Annotated in this window: 17 protein-coding genes; 12 read left to right on the top strand and 5 right to left on the bottom strand. The window is 37.9% G+C overall.

The window, feature by feature from the left end; all coding sequences use genetic code 11:
• Positions 1-85 precede the first annotated feature (85 nt).
• Entirely contained in the window at positions 86-334 is a 249-nt protein-coding gene (locus AWW78_RS05960) for a NifU family protein (protein ID WP_047134553.1), read from the bottom strand.
• Positions 331-1,413 carry an iron-sulfur cluster carrier protein ApbC gene (gene apbC / locus AWW78_RS05955; RefSeq protein WP_047134552.1) on the bottom strand — a complete coding sequence of 361 codons (1,083 nt, stop codon included), beginning with the start codon at positions 1,411-1,413 and terminating at the stop codon, positions 331-333. The genes AWW78_RS05960 and apbC overlap by 4 nt, the downstream gene beginning before the upstream one ends.
• A gap of 402 nt (positions 1,414-1,815) precedes the next feature.
• On the opposite strand from apbC, the gene AWW78_RS05950 reads away from it, so the two are divergent.
• From AWW78_RS05950 to lpdA, 6 genes are all read left to right on the top strand, one after another.
• A complete protein-coding gene (locus AWW78_RS05950) occupies positions 1,816-2,484 on the top strand; it encodes a DUF4397 domain-containing protein (protein WP_047134551.1) in 669 nt (222 codons plus the stop codon).
• 15 nt (positions 2,485-2,499) lie between these two features.
• Complete coding sequence (locus AWW78_RS05945) at positions 2,500-3,054, top strand: carboxypeptidase-like regulatory domain-containing protein (protein ID WP_047134550.1); 555 nt, start codon at positions 2,500-2,502, stop codon at positions 3,052-3,054.
• A gap of 313 nt (positions 3,055-3,367) precedes the next feature.
• Positions 3,368-5,506, top strand: coding sequence for a TonB-dependent receptor plug domain-containing protein (locus AWW78_RS05940; protein ID WP_141653901.1), 2,139 nt, complete (start codon positions 3,368-3,370; stop codon positions 5,504-5,506).
• A 41-nt stretch (positions 5,507-5,547) separates the two neighbouring features.
• Entirely contained in the window at positions 5,548-8,850 is a 3,303-nt protein-coding gene (locus AWW78_RS05935) for a T9SS type A sorting domain-containing protein (protein WP_047134548.1), read from the top strand.
• A 59-nt stretch (positions 8,851-8,909) separates the two neighbouring features.
• Entirely contained in the window at positions 8,910-9,932 is a 1,023-nt protein-coding gene (locus AWW78_RS05930; RefSeq protein WP_075426148.1) for a PorV/PorQ family protein, read from the top strand.
• A gap of 129 nt (positions 9,933-10,061) precedes the next feature.
• Positions 10,062-11,456 carry a dihydrolipoyl dehydrogenase gene (gene lpdA, locus AWW78_RS05925; protein WP_047134547.1) on the top strand — a complete coding sequence of 465 codons (1,395 nt, stop codon included), beginning with the start codon at positions 10,062-10,064 and terminating at the stop codon, positions 11,454-11,456.
• Between the two features lie 157 nt (positions 11,457-11,613).
• Here the strand turns inward: lpdA and AWW78_RS05920 are convergent, their stop codons facing one another.
• Both AWW78_RS05920 and AWW78_RS05915 read right to left on the bottom strand, forming a co-directional pair.
• Positions 11,614-12,654, bottom strand: a complete 1,041-nt coding sequence (locus AWW78_RS05920) for a D-alanine--D-alanine ligase family protein (protein ID WP_047134546.1) — start codon at positions 12,652-12,654, stop codon at positions 11,614-11,616.
• A 5-nt stretch (positions 12,655-12,659) separates the two neighbouring features.
• The gene (locus AWW78_RS05915; protein ID WP_047134545.1) at positions 12,660-13,334 is read right to left on the bottom strand and encodes a class II aldolase/adducin family protein; all 675 of its coding nucleotides are present in this window, start codon (positions 13,332-13,334) and stop codon (positions 12,660-12,662) included.
• A gap of 340 nt (positions 13,335-13,674) precedes the next feature.
• Between AWW78_RS05915 and lysS the strand changes: the two genes are divergently transcribed.
• The 6 genes from lysS (at position 13,675) to AWW78_RS05880 (ending at position 21,682) form a co-directional block, all read left to right on the top strand.
• Positions 13,675-15,147, top strand: a complete 1,473-nt coding sequence (gene lysS, locus AWW78_RS05905; RefSeq protein WP_075426149.1) for a lysine--tRNA ligase — start codon at positions 13,675-13,677, stop codon at positions 15,145-15,147.
• 25 nt (positions 15,148-15,172) lie between these two features.
• Positions 15,173-17,305, top strand: coding sequence for an alpha-amylase/4-alpha-glucanotransferase domain-containing protein (locus tag AWW78_RS05900; protein WP_047134542.1), 2,133 nt, complete (start codon positions 15,173-15,175; stop codon positions 17,303-17,305).
• Between the two features lie 130 nt (positions 17,306-17,435).
• Complete coding sequence (locus AWW78_RS05895) at positions 17,436-18,218, top strand: DUF2279 domain-containing protein (RefSeq protein WP_141651963.1); 783 nt, start codon at positions 17,436-17,438, stop codon at positions 18,216-18,218.
• 9 nt (positions 18,219-18,227) lie between these two features.
• Complete coding sequence (locus AWW78_RS05890) at positions 18,228-18,992, top strand: sulfite exporter TauE/SafE family protein (protein ID WP_047134540.1); 765 nt, start codon at positions 18,228-18,230, stop codon at positions 18,990-18,992.
• A gap of 27 nt (positions 18,993-19,019) precedes the next feature.
• Positions 19,020-19,823: a PorV/PorQ family protein gene (locus AWW78_RS05885; RefSeq protein ID WP_047134539.1), complete on the top strand. Its 804-nt coding sequence runs from the start codon at positions 19,020-19,022 to the stop codon at positions 19,821-19,823.
• On the top strand, positions 19,820-21,682 hold the full coding sequence (locus tag AWW78_RS05880) for a helix-hairpin-helix domain-containing protein (RefSeq protein WP_047134538.1): 1,863 nt from the start codon (positions 19,820-19,822) through the stop codon (positions 21,680-21,682). Before AWW78_RS05885 ends, AWW78_RS05880 begins: the two co-directional genes overlap by 4 nt.
• Here AWW78_RS05880 and gmhA read toward each other — a convergent pair.
• The gene (gene gmhA, locus AWW78_RS05875; protein ID WP_047134554.1) at positions 21,679-22,269 is read right to left on the bottom strand and encodes a D-sedoheptulose 7-phosphate isomerase; all 591 of its coding nucleotides are present in this window, start codon (positions 22,267-22,269) and stop codon (positions 21,679-21,681) included. The two genes, AWW78_RS05880 and gmhA, sit on opposite strands and share 4 nt — an antisense overlap.
• Between the last annotated feature and the right edge of the window lie 5 nt (positions 22,270-22,274).

Here is a 22,274-nt window from a genome sequence, read left to right as displayed (position 1 = left end):
TAGAAGATATGGTGAAAATTCTGGAAGGATGTGGGCATTGTTTGGTTTAAGATGAAGGTGCGAGCCCATTTTTAGGGCTCGCTTTTTAGTATGTGAAAACAGCTTCAACCCGCCTAATTTCTGGAGCTTCGCGGATTATAATTCTTTCTATTCCAGCTCTTAATGTCATCGTTGAAAGTGGGCAACTGCCACAAGCTCCTATCAATCTAACTTTCACGATATTATCATCTGTAATTTCAACGAGCTCAACATCGCCACCATCTGCTTTGAGGTATGGTCTTGCGATTTCAAGTGCTTTTAAAACGCGTTTTTTTAATTCTTCTTTATCTCTCATAATTTAATTTCGACCTTTGGCATTGCTTGTTGTTTAAAACTCACGATGCTAACTCTTGCGGCAAGTTTTTGAGCGATCTCTCTTATGATTTTAGCTTCTTCTGAATCGGGATAAGAAACTGGAATTGGTTTACCGAGATCTCCACTTATTCTTATCCTTGTGTTAATTGGTATTTCACCTAGGAACGGGACATTAAATTTTTCACTTGCTTTTTTACCGCCACCGTGATCGAATATATCGTCTCTGTGTCCACAGTTTGGGCAGATAAAATAGCTCATATTTTCAACTATGCCAAGTATGGGAACATTGACCTTTTGAAACATTTTTATAGCTTTTCTTACATCCGCAAGTGCTACATCTTGTGGGGTTGTAACTATCACCGCGCCTGTTAAAGGTATTGTTTGAACGAGTGTTAATTGTATATCACCTGTGCCTGGGGGAAGGTCAAAAATAAGATAATCAATCTCACCCCATTCAACATCCGTCATAAATTGTTTTATCGCACCACTTGCTATAGGTCCACGCCAGATTAAAGCAGTATCTGGATCATCAAGTAGCAAACCGATTGAAATTAACTTAACACCGTATTTTTCAACAGGTTCAATCTTTTTGCCATCTGGAGCCAATGTTGGTTTTTCGTTTACACCTAACATGATCGGCACATTCGGACCATAAACATCTGCATCTATTAAACCAACTTTGGCGCCTTCAAGTGCGAGGGCAACCGCGAGATTAACTGCGACGGTTGATTTACCAACGCCACCTTTCCCACTTGCGACGGCGATTGTATTTTTAACATTTGGAAGGAGCGCATCTTTTTGTGGGCTCAGATGCTTCGGAACTTGTGCTGTCATTTCAACAGTGACTTCTTCGAATCCAAGCTTTTTAACTTTTTCTATCGCTTCATCTTTTATCTTATCTCTCACAGGACACGCTGGCGTTGTGAGCTCGATTTTAATATATGCCTTTTTCGAATCAACTTGAATATCTTTAACAAATCCAAGTGAAACAATATCTCTATGCAAATCTGGATCTTGAATTTCTCTGAGGACTTTAGTTATTTCTTCGATGCTTTTCATTGTTAAAATTTTATTTTTGTTTTTAGAGTTTACAACCTAAACTTAATAAAAATGTTTGGATGAAAAAAGTTTCATAACTCTGGTGGGATCGAAAGTCAACCCGAGGGCTTATTTTTTAAATTTGTCCTAAAAATTTTAAAAACCCCTTGACAAAATAAATTTTTCATATTAAATTCGTATTGAAAATATGAAATTTAATGTTCGCTTCTACGGAAGCTAAAAACTCTTGACAAAATAAAATTTCTGTATTAAATTTATTAAAAAGCACGTCAGATTTTAAAAGCTTAATTATTAGCTTTTAAAAAGCACTTCCTTCCAATAAATAAAATTTTTCATTTCCTGTTCATAGGCGGTTGTTTATTTTGTTCATTGATTTATTAAAATTTTAAAGCGGAGGTTCTTATGCAAAGTAAATTTACTATCTTTGCAGTTTTTTTCTTGGTTTTTTTCATAATTGTAATCACGGGGGATGGGTGTATTAATATTGATAACCCAGTAGTTCAACCCGTTGATTATCGTTCCCTTGCAAAATTTGTAAATTTGAAGCCTGATGTGACAATTAAGGTTAATGTTGATGGTTCTGACAAGGTGAGTTCTATTGCCTTTGGAGATGCTTCAAATTATCTTGATTTACCAGCTGGGTCAAGGGTTTTTGTTTTTACGGCTGGGGATACGATAAAAAGATCGCTTGAATCGGAGAAAAAATACTCTGTTTTTTATGTTGGGAGGGGGTCTGATAGTGTTTTATTTGCTGCGGAACGTAATACATTTGACGAACCGTATCCGAGTGGTAAAGCGCTTGTTAGGTTTTTAAATCTTAGCCCTAACTTAGGTGCTGCGAAAGTTATTGTTAATTTTGCTGGAAAGGATTCAACTTTCTCTAATGTTGCTTTCAAAGGGGGAACGCCATATCTTACGATTGCATCTTTCCCTGTAAAATATACAGTTATATCTGGAACTGATACACTTGTTAAAGCGTGGGATTCTGGAATATCAGGGGCTGGTAGATATTCTGTTGTTGTATATGGTTTAAAAGCAAATTTACAAAAAAAGCTTTTCAAAGAAGATTAAAAGGAGGGTTAGCCCATGAAAAACAAAGTTAAATTTTTAATCTCGGTTTTATTGTTGTTAATTTCTGTTCAGCTGGTATTTGCTCAATATGGCAAAATATCAGGTAGGGTCGTTGATAGAGAAACAAAGGAGCCGCTTCCTGGGGCTTCAGTTGTGGTTCAAGGGACAACGCTCGGTGCTGCAACTGATGTAAATGGAAACTACGTGATCTTAAATGTCCCTGCTGGAACATACACAGTTGTGGCGTCTTATGTTGGTTACCAAACGGTAACGGTTTCGGGTGTTCAGGTTATTGCAGGTTTGACAAGAGAGTTAAATTTTGAATTGCCGTCCACCGCGATAGAATTGAGAGCGGTTGAAGTTGTTGCTGAAAGGCCTCTAATTGAGAAATCTGCTACGAATGCTATTCGTGTTGTTACATCTGCAGATGTTGAGAAATTACCAGTTAGAGATGTAAACGTGTATTTTGCGCTTCAAGCTGGTGTAAGTTTACAATATGGAAGATTATACATCAGAGGTAGTAGATCAGATGAAGTTGGTTATATGATCGAGGGGGGCAAGTGTAACTAATATACTTGGTGCAGCTACAGGTGCAAGAGGTGGAGCATTTGCGGCAAGGGATAGGTATAGAGCTTTAGGTGGAGGTCTTATAACAACTATCCCAGAAGCTCTCGAGGAAATTTCAGTTCAAGCTGGAGGATATAGTGCTGAATTTGGAGGTGCAAATGCTGGAATAGTTCAACAAGTCTTTAAGAGCGGGAGGTCAAAGTTTTCTACATCCGTTCAATTTGAAACTGACAATTTTGGAAACTATCCTGGGAAGAAATTCCTTGGAACTTATTCTTACGGATATTCTGATATAGTAGTTACCTTGGGTGGCCCATTGTTTACAGAGAGAATTAAGTTTTTCCTGGCTGGTGAAAACAACTTTATCAGAGATTATATACAGCACTTTTTCAAAGGTTACAACTTTGGATATTTGAAGGATAATGGAAGAAGAGGAGGAACCAAAGGTGATTCAGCTCTTGTTGCATGGAACGATGCAAATATACCAGGGAGGATGGTAAATAGATATACTGGGAATGGAACGCTTACATTTGATTTAAAACCTCTTCAATTGAGAATTTCAGGAGCTTATACTTGGAGTCGCTCAAGGGGCAATGACTTCTTGAGAAATATATTTAATCTTGAGAGATTGCCAGTTACAGATTTAACTCAATTTTTCATTAGTGCAAAGGGAACTTATTTCATTTCTGCGAAGACATTTTTAGAGGCTTCCATAAGCTTCCTTGATTACAGAAATAAGTCCTACGAACCGGCATTTGGCGACAATGTTTTAGCTTATGATGATAGTCTTCAAGTGGTTCGTGCATATGGAGAACGTTTTAAGTACGTGAGTAGGTATGTTGGTCCACCGCCATATGATTTTTATGGATTTGCATTTTATAGGCCTGGAACTTTATTTGCTGGGTACAGCAAGTTCCAACAGGGTTATTGGGGTGGTAATGTTGCTTTAACTTCCCAAGTTGAGAAACATGAAATAAAACTCGGAGCAAGTTATCAAAGATGGACAGTTAGACATTATGGTATTGGAACTGGTGGATTGTTTAGAGCTTTTCATACATTACCTGATTCCGCGAGAAGTGAGAGTTATCTATATAAGTTGCTTGGAAGTTATGTGAATAACTATGGATTTGATAGGTTTGGTAGAAAGGTTGATTCTGGCGAAGATGGACCAAGACATCCATATTTCTTCTCGGCATATATCCAGGATAAAATTGAGTTCAGCGATTTAATTATAAATGCTGGATTAAGATATGATTACTTGTATCTTGATGCTTGGAGGTTGAAAGATCCAAATGCACCAAGGGCTGATTTAACAACTAGAAAGCTTCTTGATCTCGAAAAAGGGAAGCCAAGGGCTTATTTGCAGCCGAGGTTAGGTTTTTCATTCCCTGTGACAGATAGAACCGTGTTCCACTTACAGTATGGAATTTTTGTTCAGCCACCGGCTTTGACATCACTTTACGCAGGTTTATCTTATTACCCGGGCAGTGTTTACTTACCATCGATTGAATTGATACCTGATCCTTTGGCATTTGACCCGGATCCTGTTAAAACGACCCAATATGAAATTGGATTTTCGCAACAGTTTACCGATTTCGCCGCTTTTGATATAACTGGATTTTACAAAGATGTTAGAAATCAGCTCCAAGTTTCCACTGTTCCTATAACAAGTGGACCTTATGCTGGATTAAAATATGCTGTTTACACGAACGGTGATTTTGAGAATGTATATGGACTTGAATTTACATTAAGAATCAGGAGAGTTAACAGGATTCAAGCGCAAATTAATTATACCTTGCAGGATGCTCGTGGAACGAATTCTTTTGCAAATGGTGCTTGGGCAGCGGTTGGAATTACGCAGATAACTCCGACATTAACCGTTCCACTTTCATATAATCAGACGCACAGAGGAACGATAAATATTGATTATCGCTTTGGAAAGGGTGAAGGTGGTCCGTTGTTTGAAAGATTTGGTGTTAATCTGTTGATAACATTTAATAGTGGGCATCCATATACTCTTGCCACTGGCGGAATAGCTCAGCAAGATGCTGACGATGGTGGAATACTTAATGATGGAGATCCAAGAAATAGAACCCCTCTTGAACCTATAAATGCATCACGGACACCATGGGTATGGAATGTTGACCTAAGGGTTGACAAAACGATCTCGATTGGTCCAGTAAACTTTAATTTCTATGTTTATGTTCAGAATTTATTCAACACCAAGAATGTGATAAATGTCTATTATAGAACTGGAAATGCTTACGACGATGGCTTTTTAACCAATCCTGACTTAAGTGGGACTTTTGTTAACCAGTTCGGGCCTATGTATGTTGAGCTTTACAAAGCAATTAATCTTGAGAACAGACAACATCAGTGGCGATTTAATGGAGTATTGCAAGACCTTTTTGGCTCCCCGAGACAATTAAGAGCTGGAGTAAGAGTTGAATTGTGAAATAACTTGCAAAAATAAAAATAATTAGGAGGTTTAAAACTATGAGGAAATTTTCAATTTTGCTAATATTAACTTTTGTAATATTCAGTTTAGCAATTGGAAGGGAAGATCCATTGAAAAAGAGAAGCGAAGAATTCTTCTTTGGCAAATCAACCGCTGCTGGTGTTACATCAACGATTGTCGATGTGAATAACATAACAAGCTGGGTATCTGTCGTTTCATCGCCAGGTGGTCTTGGATGGCCACCGTTAATCAAAAACTCTTGGAATGGAACATTTCCAAGGGGCAGTGGAGTAGGAATGATTTACAGAGAAGGATTGATGATTGGGGGACTTGTTGATGATGGAGGATCCCCGACACTTCGTGCACAGGGAGTATTTTATAGGACAAGTATGGTGCCAGGTAGAATTATAACTAAAGGAACTGCTGAAAATCGTGATGACCCTGCTGTTAAGAGAGTATGGCGCGTTCGTCCAGATTATAGGACGGCGGATTTAAAAGCAGATGCTGCTGAATACTTTATGAAACCTCTCAAAGATGTCACATCAGCTGATGAAGAGGCACTTCGTCAACAATATGAAAATGATTGGAAAGATTGGCCTGCTGATAAAGGAGCTCCATGGTATACAACTACTGGACCTGATGCCTATAAGGTAAAATATGGTCCCGGTTTTGATCCAAATAATCCAAATCATGTTCCCGGTATCCCTGGAGCAACTCAAACTGTATGGGCTGTTGCAAATGACTTAGCATCGGATGTTGGTATACAAGTTTTTGGGTCGCCACCAATTGGACTTGAATTACAACTTACAGAATGGGCTTATTCTGTTTCCAATCCTTTAAATAACATTATATTCCAACAGATCAGGATTATTTATAAAGGAACAGCTGCAGCTAAGCCTGATTCAAAGATTGACAGTGTTTACATAGTGAAATGGGCAGATCCAGATCTTGGAGATTATTCTGATGACCTTGCAGGATGTGACTCTGTTTTGGGGTTAGGATATGTTTATAATGCTAATACTGTTGACCATGAATATCAATCTATAGGATTACCTGCTCCAGCTGTTGGATTTGACTTTTTGCAGGGTCCAGCCCGTTATACTGGAAATCCCAATGACTCTGCTGTGATTGGTTTGGAATGGAGGAAAGGATATAAATATTGGAATGAAAATCCGCTTACAACCTTTGTCTTCTTTGCTGCTGGAACAGGTATAAGTGACCCGACTAATGCACCTCAATGGTTTAACCTAATGAGAGGTGGATTGCCAAGACCTGAGTATCCATCCTTTGTTCCGTTCTGGAGCGCTTTTACGAGAGACCCTAATGTTTATCCTACAAAATATGCAGTTGCGGGTGATCCAGTGACAAAAACTGGCTGGATTGATGGTAGAGAAATTCCACCTGGGGATAGGCGAATAGTGAATGTAACTGGTCCATTTCAGTTAAAGTTAACGGATGGTAAGCCAGATACGGCGGAAATAGTCGTAGCTTTAATAGGAGCGATGGGTGTTGATAATCTTTCAAGTATTTTGGTTCTGAAATATTACGATATATATGCACAATTTGCGTATGATAATCTCTTTGTTTTGCCGTCTCCACCTCCTTCTCCTGATGTCAAAGTGGCTGCATTAGATCGTCAAGTTGTTTTGAATTGGGGGTGGAACCAGGCGAGCGTCAATGCAATTGAAAATTATAATTCAGCTGGATTTATTTTTGAGGGTTACAATGTTTATCAATTACCATCGCCAACTTCTAGCTTAAGTGAGGCTATAAAAATTGCGACATATGATGTTGTTAACGAGGTAACGGTAATACTTGATAGAACTATAGATCCAAAAACCGGTGCTTTGCTTCAGGTCCCAGTTCAAACAGGTAGTAATAGTGGAATTCGCCATTACATTACCTTAACAACTGATTATGTCCGCCAGCGTCCTCTTGTAAATGGTCAAACATATTACTACGCTGTTACAGCATATGCTTATAATCCCGATCCTCTCGCTCCATTCAGAGCGCTTGAAAGCACGCCGGTTGTTCTAGCTGTTACACCTCAGTCACCGCCGCCAGGGACGAGATATTATGGAGCTGTTGGTGATACATTAACTGTGGTTCATAAAGGCAGAAGTGATGGGGAAGTGGTTGCAATTCTTGTTGATCCGTCAATTGCAACTGGACATACATATCAAGTAAGATTTGATAATGAGGGTAATTGGTATATTGTTGATATTAATGAGAATAAAGTCAAGGCAACTGGATCAAATCAATCCGGGGATGAAGCCTATCCAATAGTTGATGGTGTCTTTGTTAAAGTTATGGGACCGCCACTTGCAGGTAAGGAATGGGTTGCTACACAAGGTGCGGCGAATAGATGGTTTACAGGTAATCCGGCAAATGGTGGAGAATTGTTGTTCGGTGGTGTATTTCTTGGTCCAAACTTCACTGGAAGTAGTTTAGCACCGGGTGATTTTAAGTCGGTTGAAATTAGATTTTCAGCGAGAACAGGTTTTACAGATCAAAATGGAAATGGTCAATACGATCTTGGAGAACCCTATACAGTTGACCCAGCGAAGTCCCAGAAGGCATTTATGTATCAGACATGGAGTAATGCTACGTATGAAGGATTTTATGATGTACCTTTCAAAGTATTTGATATTGAAAATCCAAATTCACCCAGGCAGCTAAATGTTGTTGTTCGTGATAGGAATAGAAATAAACAATGGGATATATCGGATACCAATGATGCGGTCACACCATATGAGTACATTTGGGTTTTAGATAGCGATTATGACCCGACTGGTAAAGCATGGGATCCAGCTCAGGGTACAGGGTTTATGACCAGTGGTCCCAATCATAGCGCTTATCCTGTTTTGTGGGCTTTGTGGCTATATCAAAGGGGAACTCGTGATCCTTATAGCGCTGATGTTACAATACAACTTTATCCAAATCGTGTCAATACACCTGCTGATACATTTACATTCGCAACGCAGGCTCCGACAGTCGGTGATGTTCAACTTGCTCGTCAAGATGTTGAGAAGATCAATGCTTTTCCAAATCCATATTATGGATTCAACTTGATGGAGACGGATAGATTGATAAAATACATAACCTTTAATCATTTACCCAAGAAAGCGACGATAAGAATATTTAATCTTGCTGGTGTTCTTGTTAAAACAATCAATAAAGATGATGATTCTCAATTTGCGAGGTGGAATTTAAGGAATGAGCATAATCTTCCTGTTGCGAGCGGAGTTTACATCGTTCATATTGATATGCCAGAAATTGGGGCAACGAAGATTTTGAAACTGCTGATTGTTCAGGAGGAAGAGATTATTCCAACTTACTAATTCAGAACAGCCGCCCTTCGGGGCGGTTCTTTAAAAAATAAAAAAGTGGAGTTTGAACTATGAGAAAAAATTATTTAATAATAGCCTTGGTAATTCTCTTGGGTTCGATCCAAGCCTTTTCACAGTCAAAGGCTGGGACATCTGCTGCGCCTGAGCTTACCATACCAATTGGTGCAAGATATACCGCAATGGGTGGTGCATCTGGTGTATTGGCTGATGGAGTTGAAGCGATAACTTGGAATCCAAGCGGGGTTGATTGGTTGGTTGGAAATGGTCAGGCGATATTTTCATATCGTAAATATATCGCTGATATAGGAGTAAATTATCTTGCTTTGGTTGGCAAATTTGGATTTGGTTCGGTTGGATTATCCTTGAGAAGCTTTGATCTCGGAGATATACCTGTCACGACTGAATTTCATCCTGACGGAACAGGTGAAATAATAAGTCCGAACTTTTTCGTTGTCGGTGTGACATATTCAAAAAAGCTATCGGACCGTGTTTCGGTTGGTGCTAATTTTAACTTTGTAAGTGAATCATTTGGTAGAGTTAGCGCAAATGGTTTTGCGTTTGATGCGGGTGTTCAGTATAGAAATATGTTAAACATCCCGGGACTTCAACTTGGTGTTGTTGTAAAGAACATAGGTCCGACGATGAAATACGGCGGTTCGGGACTTTGGGTTCAAGCACAGGTGCCTGGATCTGAAAGAGGCGTCACATTTTACAAAGTTGAGGCTGCATCTTTCCCAATGCCCACTTCTTTTGAAATAGGGCTTGGATACAGTTATTCAATCGGTGAGATTAACAACTTCTTTTTGACTGGAACCTATCAAGCAAATAATTTTTATGCGATTGATGCGTATAAATTTGGATTTGAATATTCTTTTAGAAACATATTCTTTGTAAGGGCTGGATACAACTATAGCAAAACAGGTGATATTTCATCGATATGGCATCATTATACGCTTGGGGCTGGTATAAATACAGAGGCATTAATTGGGTTAAAGGTGACATTTGATTATGCTTATGTTCCTGTGACATATTTTACCGCAAACCATCTATTCAATCTTAAAGTTGGATTTTAATTTAACTGGCGGGGCGCTTAGCCCCGCTTTTTGTTTTAATTTTCTCCCTTTCTGTTAACCCTCCTTTGAAATTTTCTTTCCCTTATTTTAAATTTCTGTAAAGTTTTAAAAACAAAAACTACTATCATTATGCCCGAAAAATTTGATGTTGTGATAATAGGTGGCGGTCCTGGTGGTTATGTTGCTGCCATTAGAGCTTCCCAACTTGGTTTTAAAACCGCTTTAATCGAGAAAGATCGAGTTGGCGGAATATGCCTCAATTGGGGGTGTATCCCGACGAAAGCACTTTTGAAATCAGCTGAACTGTACAACCTCATGAAAAGAGCGGATGAGTTTGGTTTGAAGCTTGAAAACTTGGCATTTGATTTTAAAAAAGTAATTCAAAGAAGTAGACAAGTTGCTGAGAGATTAACAAGAGGCGTTGAATTTCTGCTCAAGAAAAATAATGTAACCAAAATCTCTGGTGAAGGTTTTATTTTAAAACAAAATGTCGTCGGTGTTAAAGGCGATAAAGATGAAATGGAAATTGAATCAAGGAATATAATCATTGCGACGGGTGCACGTCCAAGAGAGATACCTGGGATTAAGGTGGATGGTAAATTTATCATAACAAGTAAAGAAGCAATGTTGCTGGAGGAACCACCTAAATCAATGATAATTATCGGTGCTGGAGCGATCGGAGTTGAATTTGCATATTTTTATAACTCATTTGGGACAAAGATAACTTTAATAGAGATGATGCCTTCAATTTTGCCTAACGAAGATAAAGAGATAACTGATATACTTGCAAAGTCATTTCAGAAATCAGGAATAGAGATCTTAACTGAGACAAAAGTTATTTCTGCGGTGCAAGAAGACAATTCAGCTGTTGTGAAAATCGAAAGGAAGAACGGAGAAGAAATTTTAAAAGCAGATGTAGCGCTTGTGGCAATTGGTGTGAGGGGAAATACGGATGGAATTGGACTTGAAAATGTTGGCGTTGAAGTTGAAAATACATTCATCAAAGTGGATAAAAAAACATATAAAACAAATGTTGACGGAATTTACGCAATTGGTGATGTAATTGGACCACCACTTCTTGCGCATGCGGCTTCTGCTGAAGGAATCAGATGTGTTGAAAATATAGCTGGCGTTGAAACATTGCCAGTTGATTATAACGGCATACCCAGTTGTACATACTGCATCCCGCAGGTTGCAAGTATTGGATTAACGGAGCAAAAAGCAATTGAACTTGGATATGAAATTAGAGTTGGGCGATTTCCTTTCAGAGCAAATGGAAAAGCGCTTGCACTTGGCGAGACAGAGGGAATAGTCAAAGTTATATTTGACGCAAAATATGGTGAATTGCTTGGGGCACATATTATCGGACCTGAAGCGACTGAATTAATAGCAGAGTTTGGAGTTGTGAAGACGCTTGAAGGCACAGCGTTTGAAATAGCGAAAACAATTCATGCACATCCAACTTTATCTGAAACCCTTATGGAGGCTTCTGCTGACTCATTGAAGGAGGCGATACATATTTGAAAAATAAAGTTCTTAACATCTATTGGCTACTTGCGAATGTTGAAGCGTTGAGAGGGATATAGAACACAGAGAAATACAAAATTTTGGCATCGTTGGAAGTCTAAGGGAAAGAAATAAATAAAGAAACGCACTTTAAGAACTTTTTGAGGGTATTTCTTCAAAAAATAGTTTGATCTGAGAGGGCAAGTTTTACGATTCTGTCAACTAATTCATGAAATTCTATTCCCGCAGCTTTTGCCGCCTTTGGCACCAGGCTTGTCCCTGTCATACCAGGGATAGTGTTTATCTCTAAGCAAAAAATTTCACCTTTATCTGTAACTCTGAAGTCAACCCTTGCAAATCCTTTGCATCCAATTGATTCAAATGCTGTAAGAGCTTGTTCTTGAAGTTTTTCTGTCCAGCTATCTGGAATCTTTGCAGGAACTATATATTCCGTGACCCCCTTCGTATACTTATGATAATAATCGTAAATTCCGCCTTTTGGGATTATTTCAATTACTGGCAAAGGCATATTCCCAAGGATTCCAACTGTTAATTCTCTACCTTCTATGAAATCTTCAACTAAAACTATATCAGAATATTTGAAGGCAAGTTCAATAGCAGGCTCAATTTCTTCGGGGCAATGAACAATGCTTAATCCAACCGTTGAGCCTTGATCGTTTGGTTTAACAACGCAAGGGTAAGAAAATGTACTTTCTATTTTTCGTTGAATTTCCTTTGGGTCAACCCTGTTTCTTTTTATGATGAACCAATCGGGAGTTTGTACACCGTGATGTTTGAAAACGATCTTCGACATGTTTTTATCTATTCCAATTGCACTTGCAAGAACCCCAGAGCCTGTATATCTCTTTCCCCGAAGTTCAAGCAATGCTTGAACCGTTCCATCTTCACCCCATTTACCATGTAAAATTATAAACACAACATCAATGTCATCAAGCAAATGTGAATTGATGCATTCAATTACATTTTTATTGGAATACTTTGCGAGTTCTTCTTCTGAGGGTGGAGTTTCTCTTATTGCACTTATGAAAAGTTCATCTTCATTTTCAGGTTGATTTATACCAAGTGCTGGGTCGATTGGTTTAACGATGTAGCCAGCTTCTCTTAAACCCTGCGTGACATATTTTCCAGAAATTATTGAAACATCCCTTTCAGGAGATGTCCCGCCAAGCAATACAGCAACTTTAATTTTCTGCATGGAATCTAAATTTTAATTTTCTTTCCGTATATTTTTAAGCTTACATCTGAAAGTTTTTCTATATCTTCAATGGATAAATGTTTTTCACCGCCAAGAATTCTGGCAAGTAAAACCACCATTGCATAATGTTCAAGTTTTTCCATTTTAAGATATGCGTCTTTCAAATTTGCACCAAGTGTCACAGCACCATGGTTTTGAAGTAGAAAAGCGTCGCAATCTTTTACAAATGGTTGAATCGACGATGGAACTTCGTCGGTTGATGGGGTTGCGTATTTTGCAAGTGGAATTTTACCAAGGTTGATAATTACCTCTGGAAGTGTGAAACCCTCAAGCGATAACCCAGCGGTTGCAAAAGCGGTAGCAAACGGCGGATGCGCATGCACAATTGCATTGACATCGTTTCTGTTCTTGTAAATGAAAAGATGCATTTTAATCTCGGTTGAGGGTTTGTATATCCCGTAAACTAAGTTTCCATCTAAATCAACTTCAACAATTTGTGATCTTCTAAGCTCTCCCTTGTTCACAGAAGTTGGTGTGCAAATGATGTTTCCGTTCTTAAGTCGTGCTGATATATTGCCATCCGTTGCACTTACAAACTCTTTTTGATAAAGCAGGTGTGAAATCTTGACTATTTCAGATATTAGTTTTTCTTTTTCTTTTAAAGCCTTTTTATTTCTCATTCTCTGTTTTAGATTTTGATTGTTGAAACATTTGAATGCGGAGGATTATACGCAAAATAAAGATCACAATTGCAACCAGTAAAGTGTGCATGTAGTACTGCGGGGGTATGACCTTTGTCAACATACCAAGGAGTAGCAAGACCAGAATCGCTAAACTTACATAAGTTATCAAGTTAAAAGTTTTTGTTGAAAGTTTCATTTTAGCCTCATTTTATGTTTTAATGGAAGCGTTTTCATTTTTTTCTGAAATTTAATTAAATTAAAAACAATAAAAAACAAAAGAGTATGAAAGTTGCAGGACGAACTTAAACTTCAATACTGGGAAGAATTTAACCAGTTGATGAAAAGACGGCTTGAGGAACTCGAAGAGCTTAAGAAGTTGGGAATTAACCCTTATCCGTATGAATTTCCCGTTAATGCTTACTCGGTGGAGATTTTGAAAAATTTTAGAGATGAAGACCCGCCGATGAATGTTTCCATAGCGGGAAGAATTATGTCAATTAGAAGGATGGGGAAAGCCACATTTTCGCATATTCAAGATTCAAAGGGGAAAATCCAAGTTTATTTTAAGAAAGATGTGCTTAACGATAAATACGATATTTTGAAGTTGCTTGATATTGGCGATATAATTGGAGTTAAAGGTGAGGTTTTCAGAACTAAAACTGGCGAGATAACTGTAAAAGTAGAGGATTATCAAGTTCTTGCTAAGGCAATTCGACCGTTGCCAGTTGTTAAAGAGAAAATTGACGAGCATGGGAATAGAATTGTTTATGATCCGTTTACAGATAAAGAAATGAGATATAGGCAAAGATATGTTGATTTAATTGTAAACCCTGATGTCAGGCAGGTTTTCATAAAGCGTGCGAAGATAATAAGCACGATTCGTGAAATTCTTGATTCGCATGGCTTCATTGAGGTTGAGACACCGATTCTTCAGCCCATCTACGGTGGAGCAACTGCGAGACCTTTTATAACGCATCACAATGTGCTTGACATGGATTTGTATTTGAGAATTGCTGACGAACTTTATTTGAAGCGATTGATAGTTGGTGGATTCGACGGCGTTTATGAAATTGGAAAGGATTTTAGAAATGAAGGTATGGATAGGATGCACAATCCTGAATTTACGATGCTTGAATTGTATGTGGCTTATAAAGATTACAACTGGATGATGGAATTTACCGAGAATTTGATTTACAATGTAAATTTGCGTGTTAATGGTACTGCCAAGGTAAAATTTGGAGATAATGAAATTGATTTGACACCGCCTTGGAAAAGAGTTCCAATGTTTGAACTTTTAAAACAGTACACAGGTGAAAATCTTGAGGGAAAGTCAGAGGAAGAACTTAGGGCTATTGCAAGACAGCTTAATGTTGATGTTTCTTCAAAAATCGGGGTTGGGAAGATAATTGACGAGATTTTCTCTGAACTTGTTCAACCGAATTTGATACAGCCGACCTTTGTTATTGATTATCCTGTGGAGATGTCACCACTTGCCAAAAGGCACAGAAATAATCCCAGACTCGTTGAACGGTTTGAGGTTATAATTTGTGGGATGGAAGTGTGCAATGCTTTTAGCGAGTTAAACGATCCGATCGAACAGCGTTTGAGGTTTGAAGAACAGGTGAAGCTTCGCTCTCAAGGTGATGAGGAGGCTATGACTATCGATGAAGACTTCATCAGAGCACTTGAATACGGTATGCCGCCGACAGCAGGGCTTGGAATCGGCATTGACAGACTTGTAATGATATTGACAAATCAAAGAACAATTCGTGATGTAATTCTATTTCCGCACATGAGACCTGAAAAATGAGTGAAAAACAAACAATGAATTAAATGTGAAAAAAATTAATCTTGTTCTTGGAATTCACAATCACCAACCTGTTGGAAATTTCGATTTTGTATTCGAACACGCATACAAAGCCGCTTATAAGCCATTTATTGAAATTCTCGCAAGACATCCCAAAATTAAACTTGCCCAACATTATACGGGTGTTTTATTTCAGTGGATTTTGAAAAACCATCCAGAATTTTTTGACGATTTGAAAGTTCTCGTAGATAATGGACAGGTAGAATTGATCACGGGTGGATTTTATGAACCGATCCTTGCTGTTATTCCAGACCAAGACAAACTTGATCAAATAAAGAAATTGACAGATTTCATCACCAAACATTTTGGCAAAAATCCTGTCGGCATGTGGCTTGCTGAAAGAGTTTGGGAACAGCACATCGTAAAGTTCATTGCGATGTCTGGGGTAAAATATGTGATAATTGATGACACTCATTTTCGCTATGCTGGCTTGACAGGGGAACAGCTTCTTGGGTATTACATCACGGAGGAACAAGGCTATACTGTTAATATCTTTCCGATAAGCAAGATGTTAAGATATACGATACCATTTCAACCAGTTGAGAAAACGATCGATTACTTAAGAGAGATCGCAACTGAGGAGGGAGATAGAGTTGTGGTTTATGCCGATGATGGGGAAAAGTTTGGTGTATGGCCAAATACATACAAGCATGTTTATGAGGATGGTTGGCTTGAGGAATTTTTCACAGCGCTTGAAGAAAATAGCGACTGGATCAATATACTCCACTTTTCTGAGGCAATTGAAAAAATTAAACCCATCGGAAGAATTTACCTGCCAAATGCATCCTACGCTGAGATGATGCATTGGGCTTTGCCAGCTGACGCTTATATCGACTATGAGAAACTTGAGGAACATCTTAAGGAAGAGGGGATGTATGAGCAGTATTCAAGATTTTTCAGAGGTGGTTTTTGGCGAAATTTTCTTGTGAAATATCCAGAGGCAAACAATCTTCATAAAAAAATGTTAAGAGTTTCTGAGCGTGCCAGAAAGCTTCAAGTGAAAGGCAAAGATGTAAGCATCGCTCTTGACAAGATATGGTCTGCGCAGTGTAATGACCCATATTGGCATGGGATTTTTGGCGGGCTTTATTTAACAAATCTTAGATCAGCTGCTTATAGAAATTTGATAGGAGCTGAAAATGAACTTGATAAAGTCGAAAACAAAAAATTAATTCGGTATGAATTTACAGATTTTGATAGAGATGGTAAGGAAGAATTAATTGTTGAGTCGCCAAACTTCAATATCTACATAAACCCCAATTATGGTGGTCAAATTTTTGAACTTGATTTTAAACCGCTTGAGTTCAATATAACCGATGTTGTGACGAGGAGAAGAGAAGGATACCATGAAAAGTTACTCCAACTTTCAAATGAAAAAAATAATCCAAACAATCAGGGGGTTGCAAGCATACATGATATGTTAACGGCAAAAGAAGAGGGACTTGAAAAATTTTTACATTACGACTGGTATAGAAGGGGAAGTTTGATTGATCATTTTTTGGGTGATGGGACAACACTTGAAAACTTCTACATGTGCAAATACCCAGAGCAAGGTGACTTCGTAGATCAGCCTTATTTGGTTGAGACAAGTTTTAAACGTGGTGTCCTTGAAATTGTGTTGTCAAGGGATGGAAATGTATGGGTTGGGGATAAACGAAATAAAATTCGAGTGGTGAAGAAAATTACGCTTGATAAAAAGTTGAACGAAATTTTAATAGATTATAAAATTGAAAATCTTGAAGATGAAATGTTAGACATTTGGTTTGGTGTTGAATTTGCTTGTAATTTCTTGGCGCCCGACGCTCCTGATAGATATTTTTATTTTGCTGGGTATGATGTTAAAGATAAGAAATTAAGTAGCATGGGGGTTGTTGATGGTGTTGTCTCTTTTGGAATTGTAGATGAATGGCTTGGACTTGATATGAATTTTTATCTAAGCAAGTTTGCCAATGTGTGGAGGTTTCCGCTTGAGTCAATTTCTTTATCTGAAGCGGGTTTTGAAAGAGTTTATCAAGGTTCTGTGATATTGTTGAATTGGAACATCAAGCTGAGCAAGGAATGGAATGTTCAAATTCATAAAAGTTTCAAATTGCTAAAATAGACTTCATTTAATCTTGGAGGGCAGAAATTTTAAAATTTTTTTGATATTGGTTTTCTTTTCCGAATGGCTGTTATCTTCTTCAAACTCCTTCTCTTTTTTTGTCTCTGCTTCCGATTCAAATTCTCAAACTGTGAGAAGTAAAGTCAATTACACAAGGCTTGCGCTTGTCGGAGTTGGAACTGCTGGAACCATGGCAGTAATACATGTTTATCAGCAACATGCTTGGTGGAGTGGGCAAAGGGGACCATTTCATATCGTTAATGATTGGGATTATGCACTTAACATTGATAAAGTTGGACATTTCTATGGGGCAACTTTGATTTCAAATCTGTTTTCTTCTTCGCTTCAATGGGCGGGGGTTGAGAAAAAGAGGGCGATGATATATGGGGCTATGCTTGGTTCAATTTTTGGACTTTATGTTGAGTTTGAAGATGGATTTGCAACTGATTGGGGATTTAGCCCAGGAGATGCGATGGGAAATATACTTGGGGCTTGGTATCCAGTAGCTCAACACTATGTCCCATTTTTGCGAAATTTTAATTTCAAGTGGAGTTATATACCAACGACACAGCTTAAAACTGGGAAAAAGAAAATTTTCATAGATGATCATGAAGGTCAAACGATGTGGCTTTCGATTTCAATCAGTAACTTTTTGCCTGAGAAAATAGAAAAATTTTATCCTGATTTTCTCAACATCGCAATTGGATATGGTGTTAGAGATCTTGATGGGCTTGGTGGGGGGAAGCGAGAATTTTATATTGCGCTTGACTACAATTTAGAAAAATTACCTGGCGATGGCTGGTTTTGGAATTTGATAAAAAAGAATTTGAACTATATTCACCTTCCAGCTCCTACTTTAAGATTAACCCCGAAAGTAGCTTTTTGGGGTTTTTTCTTCTCCAAGAAAATTTAAGATTTTGAAGTGGATCAACTATTTGTTGAAATTTTGATCGGTTTAAGCATCGGTTTCCTGTCCGGATTTTTTGGACTTGGTGGAAGCAGTATAGCAACGCCTCTTCTTAAGTTGTTTGCAAATGTTAAACCGGTTTACGCTCTTGCAACTCCTCTTCTTGTTGCTCTTCCATCTGCTATTTCAGGTGCTGTTGTTTATTATAGAAACAACCATGTTGATTTTAAATTAGCCAAGCTTACTGTAATTTCGGGTTTTCCGTTTGTGATAGTTGGGGCTGTTTTAACTCGATTTGTGAGTGGGAAGTTCTTAATGATTTCTACTGGTCTTTTCATATTTTTAATTAGTTTAAGTTTCGTATTCCGAAGGAAACTTTTCAATGAGCAAACGACAGTGGTGTCGTGGCATTATAAAAATTTGAGAAATTTTGTTTTAGGTGCCAGTGTAGGTCTTGTATCCGGGTTTCTTGCAAATGGTGGTGGGGTTATCTTAGTCCCTGTTTATGTTAAGATTTTTAAATTGGATATAAAAGATGCTTTTGGAACATCCCTTTTCGTCGTTCCTTTTTTCGCTGTGCCGGGAGCTATAACTCATTTTATCCTTGGTCATATCGATTTGAAGTTATTTTTAATTTTGGCTCTTTCGGCCATTCCGCTTGCGAATCTAAGTGCGAAAGTTGCGGTGAGGTTGAAAAGTGAAAACCTTGAGATAGCATATGGCGTTTTTATTTTGCTCTTTTCAATTTTCTTTATGTTCAGGGAAATTTTGCATGCTTAAACTGAGTTGAACAAAAAGGTTGTCTCGATGTTAAGAATTTTATTTTTTCTAATCTTTTTCGTGTTCAGGGGTTTGTCTCAGGAGAGCATCGGAGCGAGGGCGTTTGCTGTGAAAAGTTTTGTTGCGGTTGCAAATGATGTATGGGCAGTTTTTTATAATCCCGCTGGGATCGCTGATTTAAAAAGCAGGGAGATTTCTTTTTCTTATATTCCCGCTCAATTTGGCTTAACACAGCTTTCCATTAAGGGGGCAGTTTATTATGAGCCATCTTTGCCTGTTAAATTTGGCATCGGAATTAAATCTTTTGGTTTTGAACTTTATAGAGAGAATATGCTGAAGATTTCAATAGCGCAAGGTTTCGATGCTTTCAATTTAGGGTTAAGTTTGAATTATACTTTTATTTCGATTAAAAATTATGGAAGCGCCGGCGCTTTTAGCGGTGATTTTGGTTTTGTTTCAAAACCCGTCAAATTTTTGAGGTTTGGATTTGTTGTTAAAAATTTAATTTCAAGTAGAATTGGTAAAGCACAGGAAAAGTTGCCTAAAGAAATTGATTTGGGCATCGCTCTAATGCCGTATAGCAATTTGATCGTTTCAATGGGAGTTTATAAAGAACTTACTTTTAGGGAGTGTGTAAGGTATGGTGTTGAATATAACATCGTTGACTTTGTTTCTGTGAGATTTGGACTGTCAAATTATCCAGTTCGTTATTCAGGTGGAGTTGGGATAAAACTTTCCAGATTTCAACTTGATTATGGGGTTGACAATCATCAATTACTTGGATTTACGCATCAAATTACATTGACCGCAAAACTTGGTGGGGGAGAATGAAAAAGATTGCGTTAATTTTTGTAATTTTTCTTTCACTTGCAAAATCTCAAGATGCTCAAGTTGACACGCTTACAGATATAGAAGGTGAAATTTTTGAAAGTCTTGAACTTGATGTGCAGGTCGATGAAATAGTTGAGCAATTGGAGTTTGTAACGATAGAGCTTAACAAAGTAAGCGTTGATGATTTGGTTGCGATTCCATTTATAACGAGGGAAACTGCGAATAAAATCATCGAATATCGTGACAAGATTGGTGGATTTAAAATAAGGGAACAGATTTTTGACATTCCCGGGATCGATGAGTCCATAAAATCTTTTCTTTACAGAAACGGATACATTCAAAGACCAAAGTTAAGCTTTCAAACAAGGACACGAATTTTAAGCAGGAATAATATTCGCTATTTTGCAAATGACTTCGCTGATAATTCTAAAACATATCAACTTGCTCGCTTCGGGATTTCAAACTTTTCTGCCGGTTTCGTGATTGAAAAAGATTATGGGGAGAATAAATTAAATGATCTGACCCACTTTTTCATTGAATATAAAAGTTCTTCATTTGTTAGAAGGTTTGTCGTTGGGAGTTATATTTTAAAATTCGGTCAAGGAATTTTGATGTGGAGCCCTGTTGCGCTTGGGAAAGGTTCGGATGTTATCTCCCCAGCGGCTAGAAGTTCTGAAAATCATTTGCTTGGCTATGCATCAACTGATGAAGTTAAACCTTTGTTCGGGGGTGCGTTTAGCTCAAGGTTTAAAAATATTGAATTAACCTTGTTTTACTCAAAGACGAATTTGCCTTCTTCAATTGATACGAGTGGAAGAGTGAAATACATTGATTTCTCTGGCATAAATACGGTTCAAAAATTTCCTTTGACAAGGAGATCGTTTGGTGGAATTGTAAGTTTTGGTTCGAGAAATTTTTCACTTGGGGTTTTAAATTTTTATGAGGATTTCAATCGTGATTTTTCCGCATCAATTTCGAGACCTTTTCAAAGGAGAAATTTTTACAGCGGTTTTATGTTTGACCTATACTTTAGAAATTTAAATCTGTTTGGTGAGATTGCATTGTGGAAGTTTTCACATTTGAGTTATGTTTCCGGTTTGTCAATTGATTTCGGCAATTTAAGCTTTGTCTTTCTATATCGGCAACTGAGTCCGAATTTCACATCTATAAATGGCAATGCTTTCAGTGAGAGATATGGTGAGGCATGGAATGAGGAGGGTTTTTACTCTGGTGTTAAGTTCAGGATATGGAGATTGAAATTTTCTGGTTATTGGGATGTTTACAGGTTTCCGCGTGTTGATTATACCGATGTGAAAAATGGTGTTGATTATAGAGTTGAGGTAAGTTTTAGAATCTCTAGAAATCTTGATTTTAAAGTTATGGCACGGGAGAAATCGGTGGTCAAAGGGATAAAAACTTTTGATGATTTTGGGAGAGCGATTTGGGGTGAGGGAATTGAGCGGAGAAAAAATGCGAGGGTTGAGGTTGAAAATAGGTTTGGGAAAGTCACATTTAAAAGTAGAGTTGAGTTAGTGAGGCGAGATTTAAATGGGGTTGAGAAAGGATTTCTGATTTATCAAGGGGTGGAATATCAAGTTTTTAACAGTTTAAGCTTATACAGTCGAATTGCGTTTTTCAAAACAGATTCATATTGGTCAAGGATTTATATTTATGAGGATGATATTGATGGCATTGTTTCGTTAATTCCATTTTATGGTGATGGGTTAAGATGGTACTTTGTTCTCAAATGCAAATTTGGGAAATTGCTTTCCGTTCAGATGAAATATGGGGAAACTTTTTTATCCGCTGGCGAAATTGTGAGAAATATCTTTGGAGTTCAAATTGAGGTGAAAATTTAATTTTCTGATTTATAAAGTTCCATTTCGACGAGTTCACTTATGATATGCCCAATTGTTATATGTCCCTCTTGAATTCGTTGTGTATTGTTGGATGGAACAATTATTGCGAGATCGCATAGTTCTTTCATCTTTCCACCGTCGCGTCCAAGAAGCCCGATTGTTTTCATGCCTTTTTCTTTTGCCGTTTTTATCGCTCGTATTACATTTTCTGAGTTTCCACTTGTGCTTATACCAATTAAGACATCCCCTTCATTTCCAAGTGCTTCAACCGTTCTTGCAAATGTATTTTCAAATCCGATATCATTCCCACCAGCGGTGAGGTTTGAGGTGTCAGTTGTGATTGCTATGGCTGGAAGTCCTGGTCGTTTTATTTCAGGATTCAAGCGGATTACAAACTCAGTTGCAATGTGTTGGGAGTCGGCGGCGCTTCCGCCATTTCCACAAAGCAACAATTTTTTCCCGTTTCTGAAAGCGTTTGTTATGATTTCAACTGCTTTGAGGATTTGATCTGTGCATTGTGATAGTATTCTTTTTTTCACTTCTGCGCTTTCAAGGAGGGATGCTTCTATAAATTTTACTTTGTCCATTTTTT

Origin of the sequence: Candidatus Kryptonium thompsonii, assembly GCF_001535985.1 — a bacterium.
In the GTDB taxonomy this organism is placed as follows: Bacteria; Bacteroidota; Ignavibacteria; order Kryptoniales; family Kryptoniaceae; genus Kryptonium; species Kryptonium thompsonii.
This window is presented reverse-complemented; position numbering and strand designations above follow the sequence as displayed.